This is a genomic window from Naasia sp. SYSU D00948 (assembly GCF_017916515.1).
In the GTDB taxonomy this organism is placed as follows: domain Bacteria; phylum Actinomycetota; class Actinomycetes; order Actinomycetales; family Microbacteriaceae; genus Naasia.
In genome coordinates this window covers 911,478-922,698 of record NZ_JAFMTA010000001.1, presented here as the reverse complement: position 1 = coordinate 922,698, position 11,221 = coordinate 911,478, and the positions used below count along the sequence as shown (strand labels likewise).

Sequence of the window (11,221 nt, the reverse complement as noted above, 5' to 3'; positions counted from 1 at the left end):
CTTAGCCGATCCGCTCGCGGCGGCCGAGCACGCCCTGGGGGCGGAGCAGCAGCACGAGGATGAGGACGATGAGCGCCACCGCGTAGCGGAGGTCCGGCGGGATCCACACCGTCGACAGCTCGGTCAGGATCCCGATGATGAGCGAGCCGACGAGCGCGCCGAACGCGCTGCCCAGACCGCCGAGGGTGACCGCGGCGAACATGAGGAGCAGGATCGCGAACCCCATATCCCAGGTCACGCCGCGGTAGAGCCCGTAGAGGATGCCGGCGAGGCCGGTGAGGGTGGCGGCCATCACCCAGACGATGCGGATGACCCGGTCGACGTTGATCCCGGACGCCGCCGCGAGGGAGGCGTTGTCGCTCACCGCCCGCGTCGCCTTGCCGATCCGCGTGCGGGTGAGGAAGAAAGCCACGAGGAGCAGCATCGCGACGCTGACCCCCATGCTGATCAGCGACGCGAGCGTGATCGTCACCGGACCGAGCGACACCGTCGAGGACAGGCCGATGTTCACGTTCTCGGTGCCGCCGCCGAAGAAGAAGAGGAAGAGGTAGCGCACGACGATCGAGAGGCCGATCGTGACGATCAGCACTTGGACGAGGCCCACCCCCTTCCGCCGCAGCGGGCGGAACAGGCCGGCGTCCTGACCCCACCCGAAGGCGGCGGACAGCGCGAGCGTGGCGATGAGCGCGAGGGCGACGTTCCAGCCGAGCGCCGTCGTGAAGACGTAGAAGAAGATCGCGCCGAAGGTGAGCATCTCGCCGTGCGCGAAGTTGTTGACGCCGGTCGTGCCGAAGATGAGCGTGATGCCGATCGCCGCGAGCGCGAGCAGGAGCCCGAAGTTCAGCCCGTAGACGAGGCGCGTGAACACGGTGTCCCAGATCGTCGTCGTGGAGACCCGCCCCTCGCCCGTGGGGAAGAGGACGTTCACGGTGTTCGTGGTCCCGATGTTCACCTGCCGGGTGACGTTGTCCGGATCCCGGGGGGCGATCCCCTCCGGGAGCGTCTCCACCTGCAGGGTGGCGGTGTACTCGCCGCGGCCCGGCAGCGAGACGCTCCAGCGGCCGTCGGGCCCGGTCGTCCCGACCTCGCTGAACCCGTCGCCCTCGACGAGCACCTCGACGCCCTCGAGCGGCTCGTCGCCGCTGCGGATGACGCCGCCGACCGTGAACGTCGTCGTGAAGTCGCCGGTGGGGCTCGGCGTGGGCGCCGGAGCCTCCGCGGCGAGAGCGCCGATCGGGGCGAGGGAGAGCAGCGCGGCGAGGGCGAGGAGGAATCCGACGAGGAGGCCGATCGGGCGCGCGGCCGACCGTGCGGATCCGGGTGCGGACAAGGAACCTCCAGTGGAACCTGTTTCGGGGGCCCATCAGGTCCGAGACCGTCGGGAACGTTGCGGGAAGCCTATAGGCCGCCGTGTTGCCGCGATGTTTCGCCAGGCGCCCGCACAGCCCCCTTGCGGGGGATTGATCGGGAAGATATCGCGCCGCCCGCGGTTAACATGTATCACCGGCCCGCAGCGTCGCCCCGGGGTGCTTTTGTTCTGTGACCGCCGACCCGGCGGCGACGAGAGGGGATCCATGGAGGGTCACGACCCGTTCGGCTTCATCGGCCTCACCTACGACGACGTCATGCTCCTGCCCGGGCACACCGACGTCATCCCGAGTGAGGCGGACACCTCGTCCCGCCTCACCCGCCGCATCCGCGTCCACGCCCCGCTGCTGTCCTCGGCGATGGACACCGTGACCGAGTCCCGGATGGCCATCGCCATGGCCCGCCACGGCGGCATCGGCGTCCTCCACCGCAACCTCTCCATCGAGGAGCAGGCCGCGCAGGTCGACCAGGTCAAGCGCAGCGAGTCGGGGATGATCACCAACCCGATCACGATCACGCCGGACGCCACGGTCGCCGACGTGGACGAGCTCTGCGCGCGCTTCCGCGTCTCCGGCGTCCCCGTCGTCGAGGCGGACGGCCGCCTCGTCGGCATCATCACCAACCGCGACATGCGCTTCGTCTCCCCGTTCGAGAAGGCCTCGACTCTCGTCCGCGACGTCATGACGCGGGAGAACCTCATCACCGCCCCGGTCGGCATCGACCCGGACGGCGCCGTCGCGATCTTCGCGCAGCACAAGGTCGAGAAGCTGCCCCTCGTGGACGGCGAGGGCCGCCTCAAGGGCCTCATCACCGTCAAGGACTTCGACAAGAGCGAGAAGTACCCGAACGCGACCAAGGACGGCGAGGGCCGGCTCCGCGTCGGTGCCGCCATCGGCTTCTTCGGCGACGCGTGGGACCGTGCCGGAGCCCTCCGCGACGCGGGCGTGGACGTCCTCGTGGTGGACACGGCCAACGGCGACTCCGCGGGCGTGCTCGACATCATCCGCCGGCTGAAGGCGGACTCCGCGTTCGGGGGCATCGACATCATCGGCGGCAACGTCGCGACCCGCTCCGGCGCCCAGGCGCTCGTCGACGCGGGCGTGGACGCGGTCAAGGTCGGTGTCGGACCGGGCTCCATCTGCACCACGCGCGTCGTCGCCGGTGTGGGCGTGCCGCAGGTGACGGCCGTGTACGAGGCCTCGCGCGCCGCCGGCGCTGCCGGCGTCCCGGTCATCGCGGACGGCGGCCTGCAGTACTCGGGCGACATCGCCAAGGCGCTCGTGGCGGGCGCGGACACCGTGATGCTCGGATCCCTGCTCGCGGGCACGGACGAGAGCCCCGGCGAGCTCGTCTTCGTCAACGGCAAGCAGTTCAAGAACTACCGGGGCATGGGCTCGCTCGGCGCCCTCCGCACGCGTGGCAAGAAGACCTCGTACTCGCGCGACCGCTATTTCCAGGCGGACGTGCCGAGCGACGAGCAGTTGATCGCCGAGGGCATCGAGGGCCAGGTCCCGTACCGCGGCCCGGTCTCGTCGGTCGTCTACCAGCTCACCGGCGGCCTCCGTCAATCGATGTTCTACGTGGGCGCGCGCAGCATCGAGGAGCTGAAGGCGAAGGGCCAGTTCGTGCGCATCACCGCGGCGGGCCTCAAGGAGTCCCACCCGCACGACGTGCAGATCTCGGTGGAGGCGCCGAACTACCGCCGCTGACCCGCCTCACCGAACCGGCCCGAGTTGCACAACCCGGGCCGGTTCGGCGTTTCCGGGCCGTCGTGCCGGCCCAGATCGACCGAACCGGCCCGGGTTGCGTCCTGGCGGGCGGGTCCTCCCCAGGGGCGGGAATCTGGGGTTCGTCCCCGTGGTCCCTCGTGCGCCCCGCCGGCGGGCACCGGGTCCGGGACCCTTCCCGCGTGGACACAGTCGCGTCGGCTCACGGCATCACCCTCGTCTCCGAGCTGTCGCGGCTCGACGTCGACGACCGCCCCTTCCGGGCGGCGACCGCGCGCGGCGACCTCGTCCGCGTCCACCGCGGCGCCTACGTCTCAGCCGAGGAGTGGGCGGGACTCGACCGGTACGAGCGGTACCGGCGGCAGGTCGTCGCCGTGTCGCTCGCCTCTCGGAGCCGCCCGGTGCTGACCCACGAGTCGGCGGCCGCGGTGTGGGGGATGCCGACGCTCGGACGGCGCGGCGAGGTGGTGCACGTGCTCACCACGCCGGCCGCGGGGACTCGCACCGAGAACGGGGTCCGCCGCCATGCCATGGACGTGGCCGAGGAGGACGTCCTCGAATCCGGGGGAGTGCGCTTCACGAGCCTCCGGCGCACTCTGCTGGACCTGATGCGGGAGGCGCCGTTCGCGTCGGCGACGGCGAGTCTCGACTGGGCTCTGCGGCACCATCCGCGTGCGCCGAAGCCGACGATCGATCCGCTCGTCCTCGCCGAGTACGTCGCCGCCTCCGGCCTCGTCCGGAACAGCCGGCGCGTCGGCCGGGTCCTGCAGTTCGCCGATCCGCGCGCCGAGTCGCCGGGTGAGTCGCTCAGCCGGGTGGCCATCGCGGAGCTGGGCTTCCCCGCGCCCGAGCTGCAGGTGGACATCCGGGACGTGAACGGCGTCGCCGGACGCGTGGACTTCTACTGGCCGGCGCATCGCCTGGTCGGCGAGTTCGACGGCGATCTCAAGTACGACCCGGAGGTGGTGGGTCACCCGAGCGCTCTGCTCGACGAGAAGCGCCGGGAGGACCGCATCCGCCGGACGGGCAACGGGGTAGCCCGGTGGGACTGGAAGGTCGCGTGGGTCGGTCCTGCTCTGTACCGGCGGCTGACGGAGGCGGGGCTCCCGTCCGTTCTGCGCACACCGCAACCCGGGCCGATCCGGTCACTCGGGGCCGGTGTTGCGGCCCGGATCAGCCGATTCGGCCCGGGTTGCTGAGCCGGGCACAGAGAGGCCCCCAGAGGGGCCCCGGTAGGCTGGAGGGGTGAGCATGGACTTCGAGATCGGGCGCGCCAAGCGGGCCCGGCGGGCCTACGCGTTCGACGACGTGGCCGTCGTGCCGTCGCGCCGGACCCGGGACCCGGAGGACGTGTCCACCTCGTGGACCATCGACGCGTTCCAGTTCAAGATCCCCGTGCTGTCCGCGCCCATGGACTCCGTCGCCTCGCCCGAGACGGCGATCGCCATCGGCCGGCTGGGAGGTCTCGGCGTCCTCGACCTCGAAGGGCTCTGGACCCGGTACGAGGACGCCGCCTCGAAGCTCGCCGAGATCCGCGACCTCGACCCCGCCGAGGCCACCACGGCGATGCAGCGGCTCTACTCGGCGCCCATCCAGCCGGAGCTCATCCAGAGCCGCCTCGCGGAGATCCGGGCCGCGGGCGTGCCCGTCGCCGGCGCCCTCAGCCCGCAGCGGACCCAGGAGCACCACCGCACCGTCGTCGAGGCCGGCGTCGACCTCTTCGTCATCCGCGGCACCACTGTGTCCGCCGAGCACGTCTCCCGCAGCCGGACCCCGCTGAACCTCAAGGAGTTCATCTACGAGCTGGACGTCCCGGTCATCGTCGGCGGCGCCGCGACCTACATGGCCGCGCTCCACCTCATGCGCACGGGCGCGGCGGGCGTCCTCGTCGGCTTCGGCGGCGGGGCCGCCTCGACGACCCGGGCCACCCTCGGGATCCACGCGCCCATGGCCACCGCGCTCGCCGACGCGGCGGGCGCCCGGCGCGACTACCTCGACGAGTCCGGCGGACGCTACGTCCACGTGATCGCGGACGGCGGGCTCGGCACGGCAGGCGACATCGTGAAGGCGATCGCGGTCGGCGCGGACGCCGTCATGCTCGGCAGCGCGCTCGCCCGCGCCACCGACGCCCCCGGCGGCGGGTGGCACTGGGGCCAGGAGGCGCACCACGGCGAGCTCCCGCGCGGCAACCGCGTCTGGGTGGGTCAGGTCGCGCCGATCGAGCAGATCCTGTACGGGCCGGCGCCGGTGGCCGACGGAACAGCGAACCTCGTCGGAGCGTTGAAGAGGTCGATGGCCACCACCGGCTACTCGGACCTCAAGGAGTTCCAGCGGGTGGAAGTCGTGGTCGCGCCGTACCAGGTGTGACACGTCCCGGTCCGACCGGGCACGCGGTCTGACGGAGGAGGAGAAGCATGGCGCAGGGCAACTCGGTCTCGATCTCGTCGAAGCTCGGTCCTGAGGAGCGGGCCGCGGCGATCCGCCGGCTGAAGGAGCGCGAGGTCGACATCCTCGTCATCGGCGGCGGGATCGTCGGCACGGGCGCGGCGCTCGACGCCGTCACGCGCGGCCTCAGCGTCGGGCTTCTCGAGGCGCGCGACTTCGGGTCCGGCACCTCGAGCCGCTCGTCGAAGCTCGTGCACGGCGGCATCCGCTACCTGGAGCAGCTCGACTTCGGGCTGGTGCGCGAGGCTCTCATCGAGCGCGGCCTGCTGCTGCAGCGGCTGGCCCCGCACCTCGTGAAGCCCGTCCGCTTCCTCTTCCCGCTCACGCACCGCGTGTGGGAGCGGGCCTACATCGGCGCCGGCATGCTGCTGTACGACATCTTCAGCTGGAGCGGCGGCCGCCCGCCGGGCGTGCCCCACCACCGGCACCTCTTCAAGCGGCAGATGCTGCGCGCCATCCCGAGCCTTCGCAGCGACGCGTTCACGGGCGGCATCACGTACTACGACGCCCAGGTGGACGACGCGCGGTACGTCGCCGACCTCGCCCGCACCGCCTCCTTCTACGGCGCCCACGTCGCGAACCGCGTCCGGGTGGTCGGCTTCCTCAAGGTCGGCGAGCGCGTGGTGGGCGTGAAGGCGCACGACTTCGAGAGCGGCGAGACCTTCGACGTCCGGGCGAAGCAGGTCGTCAACGCGACCGGCGTCTGGACGGACGAGACGCAGGCGATGGTGGGCGAGCGCGGCCAGTTCAAGGTGCGTGCCTCCAAGGGCATACACCTCGTCGTGCCGCGCGACCGCTTCCAGTCGAAGATGGGCGTCATCCTCCGCACCGAGAAGAGCGTGCTCTTCGTGATCCCGTGGGGACGTCACTGGATCATCGGCACGACCGACACCGACTGGAACCTGGACAAGGCCCACCCCGCCGCCACGGCCGCCGACATCGACTACCTGCTCGAGCACGTGAACCGCATCCTCGCCGTCCCGCTCACGCGCGAGGACGTCGAGGGCGTGTACGCGGGCCTGCGGCCCCTGCTCGCCGGCGAGTCCGAGCTCACGTCCAAGCTGTCCCGCGAGCACATCGTCACCCACTCCGTGCCGGGCCTCGTCGTCGTGGCGGGCGGCAAGTGGACGACGTACCGCGTCATGGCGAAGGACGCGATCGACGCCGCCGTCTCCGCACTGGACGGGCGCATCCCCGAGTCGGTCACCCAGGACATCCCGCTCCTCGGGGCCGAGGGGTATCAGGCCGCCTGGAACAAGCGGAGCAGGATCGCCCGCGCGTTCGGGGTGCACCGGGTGCGCATCGAGCATCTCCTCAACCGGTACGGCGTGCTCACCGACGAGATCCTCGACCTGCTGAAGGCGCGTCCCGAGCTCGGGGAGCCCATCCCCGGGGCGGACGACTACATCGAGGCCGAGATCCTGTACGCCGCGAGCCACGAGGGCGCCCTCCACCTCGACGACGTGCTCGCCCGCCGCACCCGCATCTCGATCGAGGCGTGGGATCGCGGGGTGTCCGCCGCGCCCGTCGCCGCCCGCCTCATGGCCGAGGTCCTCGGCTGGGACGAGGCGCGCACCGAGCGCGAGATCCAGACCTACCTCCGGCGCGTCCAGGCGGAGCGCGAGAGCCAGCTGCAGCCCGACGACGAGTCGGCCGACCGGGTCCGCCTCGAAGCGCCCGACATCGTGACCACCTCCGCGTGAGAAAAGCGCGCTCCCTCTTCCCGCCGCCGCTCCTCGCGGTGATGCGCAGGCCGACCTCGATCGGCCTGCTGCTGCTCGCGGTCGCGGTCGCCGTCGTGTTCGCCCTGTTCGGGCAGTGGCAGCTGAGCAGGGCCGTGCAGAACGGCGACGTCCTCGAGCGGCCGACCGAGACCGTGCTCCCGCTCAGCGAGGTCGCCGAGCCGCACACCCCGACCTCGAATCGCGCGGTCGGGCAGCTCGTCGCCGTGTCCGGTGAGTGGGTCGAGGGCGACTTCTTCGCGCTGCGCGACCGGCTGGACAACGGCGACGCCGGCTACTGGACGGTCGGGCACCTCCGCACCGACGAGGGCGCGTCGCTCGCGGTCGCGCTGGGCTGGACCCCCGAGCGGCAGGAGGCGATCGACGCCGCGGAGCGCTGGAACGACGACTCCTCCGTCCTCCCGGCCGAGGTCAGCGGGCGCTTCCAGCACTCGGAGGCCCCGACTCCGCCGGAAGGCGACGACCCCCTGCCACGGGAGATGTCCCCGGCGTCGTTCGTGAACCAGTGGCAGGACCCGGAACCGGCCTACGCCGGATACGTCACCCTGCGGGAGGCACCGGAGCCGCTCCAAAGCATCTGGTCGCCCGCGCCCGAGACCGAGGTCGCGCTGAACTTCCTCAACCTCTTCTACGCCCTCGAATGGGTGCTGTTCTCGGTCGCCGCGCTCTACATCTGGTACCGGCTGATGCGGGACATCTACGAGCGCGAGCAGGACGAGGCGGCGGCTGCGCAGGCGGCGGGCGATGACGCACCGCGGGAAGGCGCTCAGCGGGCGACCGTAGACTGAGGGCATGCCGACCGAGCCGCGGATCAGCGACTTCCCCCGGATCCGCACCACCCTCTCGGTGTACCGCATCCTCGCCTATGCCACGGGCGTGATGCTGCTCGTCCTCGTCGTGGAGATGATCCTCAAGTACGGGTTCGGGCTCGAGGCCGACCTCGGCGGCAGCGGCGGCTTCCTGGCCCTCGTGTCCGTCGACGGGCACACCGGCATCAACCTCAGCCTGGTCGCGCAGATCGCGCACGGCTACTTCTACCTCGCCTACCTCGTCGTCGACTTCGTGCTCGTCACGTTCCTGCGCTGGCCGATCACGCGCTTCCTGCTGATCGCCGCGGGCGGCGTCGTCCCCCTGCTCTCCTTCTTCACCGAGCACCGGATCACCCGCGAGGTGAAGGACTACCTCGCCGCGCGGGAGACCGCGGAGCTCCCCGTCGCCACGGAGGCCCGTCATTAGCGAGAACGACAACCCCGGACCCCGGGACAGCCTGAGCGTCGCGCCCGAGGCGCGCGGACCGGAGGAGGCGAGCGGCACCGACGCCCGCCCGGTCCTCGTCGTCGACTTCGGCGCCCAGTACGCGCAGCTGATCGCCCGGCGCGTGCGGGAGGCGAACGTGTACTCCGAGATCGTGCCGCACACCGTGACGGCCGAGGAGATCAGGGCGCGCAAGCCGGCCGGGATCGTCCTCTCGGGCGGACCGTCCAGCGTCTACGAGGAGGGCGCCCCGGCGCTCGACCCCGGCATCCTCCAGCTCGGGGTGCCGGTGCTCGGCATCTGCTACGGCTTCCAGGCCATGGCGCAGCAGCTCGGCGGAGAGGTCGCCCACACGGGCCAGCGCGAGTACGGCTCCACGCCGGTCCGGGTCGCGGATCACGGATCCCTGCTGGAGGGCATCCCGGCCGACCAGACCGTCTGGATGAGCCACGGCGACTCCGTCGCGAAGGCGCCCGACGGGTTCCAGGTGCTCGCGAGCAGCCCCTCCACGCCGGTCGCCGCCTTCGCGAGCGATGAGCGCAAGCTCTACGGCGTCCAGTGGCACCCCGAGGTGAAGCACTCCCCGTTCGGGCAGGCGGTCATCGAGAACTTCCTGCACCGGGCGGCCGGGCTCCCGGGCGACTGGAACAGCGGCAACGTCATCGCGGAGCAGGTCGAGCGGATCCGGGCGCAGATCGGGTCGTCGCGGGTCATCTGCGGACTCTCCGGCGGTGTCGACTCCGCCGTCGCCGCCGCGCTCGTGCACAAGGCGGTCGGGGATCAGCTCACGTGCGTCTTCGTGGACCACGGGCTGCTGCGCCAGGACGAGGCCCGGCAGGTCCAGGAGGACTACGTCGCGGCCACCGGCGTCCGGCTCGTCACGGTCGACGCCTCCGAGCGGTTCCTCGACGCGCTCGCCGGCGTGACCGACCCCGAGCAGAAGCGCAAGATCATCGGCCGGGAGTTCATCCGGACCTTCGAGGACGCCGCCGAGGCGCTCGTACTGGAGGCCCAGGCCGAGGGCGAGAGCATCCGGTTCCTCGTGCAGGGCACGCTCTACCCGGACGTCGTCGAGTCCGGCGGAGGCACGGGCACCGCGAACATCAAGTCCCACCACAACGTGGGCGGCCTCCCCGAGGACCTCACGTTCGAGCTCGTCGAGCCGCTGCGCACCCTCTTCAAGGACGAGGTCCGCGCCATCGGCCGGGAGCTCGGCCTCCCCGAGGTCATCGTGGCGCGCCAGCCGTTCCCGGGCCCCGGTCTCGGGATCCGGATCGTCGGCGCGGTAGACCGGGAGCGGCTCGACCTCCTCCGCTCCGCCGACGCGATCGTCCGCGAAGAGCTGACGGCGGCCGGACTGGACCACGAGATCTGGCAGTGCCCGGTCGTCCTCCTCGCCGACGTCCGCTCGGTCGGCGTCCAGGGTGACGGCCGCACCTACGGCCACCCGATCGTCCTGCGTCCGGTCTCATCGGAGGACGCGATGACCGCCGACTGGACCCGGCTCCCGTACGACGTGCTCGCGAGGATCTCCAACCGGATCACCAACGAGGTCCCGGGCGTCAACCGCGTCGTGCTCGACATCACCTCGAAGCCGCCGGGGACCATCGAGTGGGAGTGAGCTTCCTCCGCTGAAGGGGGAGGTGCGAGTGAGCCGCCTCCGCTGATCGGGTGCTGCGCGGATCAGGATTGTTCCGCCGCTGCCCGGCGAGTCTTCCTGATCCGCGCGCGACGACGACCGCCCATCCTGATCGGCGTCGGATCTCCTGATCCGCGAGAACGGCGAGGCCGCGAGAACGGCAACCGCGAGAACGCAAAGAAGAAGGGCGGCCCCGGATGGGACCGCCCTTCGACTGCTTTCCGGGTTACTCCGAGCCGCGCAGGATGGCGAAGATGCGGAGGAACTCGACGTAGAGCCACACGACGGTGACCATGATGCCGAAGCCCGCCTGCCAGCCGAACTTCTGCGGCAGGCCCGTCTGGACGCCCCGCTTGACGAAGTCGAAGTCGAGCACCAGCGAGTAGGACGCGAGCAGCACGGCGAGGGCGCCGATGATCAGGCCGAGCGGGACGCCCGGGATGATCTCCATCGAGTTGAGGCCGAAGGCGCCGCCGGCGACCGGGGCGTTGAACAGCATGAGGCCGAGGTTCACCAGCGAGAACAGCAGGTAGGCGACCATCGCGACCAGGAAGATCTTGGTCGCGCGAGCCGAGGCCCGGACCTTGCCGCTGGCGAACAGCGCGAGCACCGCCGCGACCGTGACGAGCGTCGCGATGACCGCCTGGACGACGACGCCCGGCCAGATCCCCTCGAAGAGGGCGGAGATGCCCCCGACGAAGAGACCCTCGAACGCCGCGTAGCCGACGATGAGCGGAACGGACGGCTGCCGCTTGAACGTGTTGACGAGCCCGAGGATCAGCCCGCCGATCATGCCGACGATGAACAGGCCGGGGATGAACCAGCCCACCGCGGCCGTGGCCAGCAGGACGGCGAAGAGGCTGACCGTCTTGACGATCGTGTCCTCGTAGGTCATCCGCTGGGTGTCGACGGGGGTCGCCGACGGGCGGCTGTAGAGCTGGTCGAGCTCCTCCGCCGACGGCGCGTTGACGCGCGCTGCGACATCGCCCCGCCCGTTGAAGGCGGGACTGTTGGAGAATGCGGGATTGCTGGACAGTGCCATGACT

The 11,221-nt window shown here is 71.2% G+C and carries 9 protein-coding genes; 7 read left to right on the top strand and 2 right to left on the bottom strand.

Features of this window, described 5'->3' with window-relative positions:
• Position 1: 1 nt before the first annotated feature.
• Positions 2–1,330, bottom strand: coding sequence for a branched-chain amino acid ABC transporter permease (locus J3P30_RS04255; RefSeq protein WP_246852704.1), 1,329 nt, complete (start codon positions 1,328–1,330; stop codon positions 2–4).
• Positions 1,331–1,574: 244 nt separating this feature from the next.
• Between J3P30_RS04255 and guaB the strand changes: the two genes are divergently transcribed.
• From guaB to guaA, 7 genes are all read left to right on the top strand, one after another.
• Positions 1,575–3,077, top strand: a complete 1,503-nt coding sequence (gene guaB / locus J3P30_RS04250; protein WP_210479694.1) for an IMP dehydrogenase — start codon at positions 1,575–1,577, stop codon at positions 3,075–3,077.
• Positions 3,078–3,277: 200 nt separating this feature from the next.
• Positions 3,278–4,294 carry a hypothetical protein gene (locus J3P30_RS04245; RefSeq protein WP_210479687.1) on the top strand — a complete coding sequence of 339 codons (1,017 nt, stop codon included), beginning with the start codon at positions 3,278–3,280 and terminating at the stop codon, positions 4,292–4,294.
• 52 nt (positions 4,295–4,346) lie between these two features.
• A complete protein-coding gene (locus tag J3P30_RS04240; RefSeq protein ID WP_210481864.1) occupies positions 4,347–5,462 on the top strand; it encodes a GuaB3 family IMP dehydrogenase-related protein in 1,116 nt (371 codons plus the stop codon).
• Between the two features lie 47 nt (positions 5,463–5,509).
• A complete protein-coding gene (locus J3P30_RS04235; protein WP_210479686.1) occupies positions 5,510–7,243 on the top strand; it encodes a glycerol-3-phosphate dehydrogenase/oxidase in 1,734 nt (577 codons plus the stop codon).
• Complete coding sequence (locus J3P30_RS04230) at positions 7,240–8,070, top strand: SURF1 family cytochrome oxidase biogenesis protein (RefSeq protein ID WP_210479685.1); 831 nt, start codon at positions 7,240–7,242, stop codon at positions 8,068–8,070. Before J3P30_RS04235 ends, J3P30_RS04230 begins: the two co-directional genes overlap by 4 nt.
• Before the next feature lie 4 nt (positions 8,071–8,074).
• Entirely contained in the window at positions 8,075–8,518 is a 444-nt protein-coding gene (locus J3P30_RS04225) for a DUF3817 domain-containing protein (RefSeq protein WP_210479684.1), read from the top strand.
• A 31-nt stretch (positions 8,519–8,549) separates the two neighbouring features.
• A complete protein-coding gene (gene guaA / locus J3P30_RS04220) occupies positions 8,550–10,157 on the top strand; it encodes a glutamine-hydrolyzing GMP synthase (RefSeq protein ID WP_210481863.1) in 1,608 nt (535 codons plus the stop codon).
• 244 nt (positions 10,158–10,401) lie between these two features.
• Here guaA and J3P30_RS04215 read toward each other — a convergent pair whose 3' ends face one another.
• On the bottom strand, positions 10,402–11,217 hold the full coding sequence (locus J3P30_RS04215) for a Bax inhibitor-1/YccA family protein (RefSeq protein ID WP_210479683.1): 816 nt from the start codon (positions 11,215–11,217) through the stop codon (positions 10,402–10,404).
• Between the last annotated feature and the right edge of the window lie 4 nt (positions 11,218–11,221).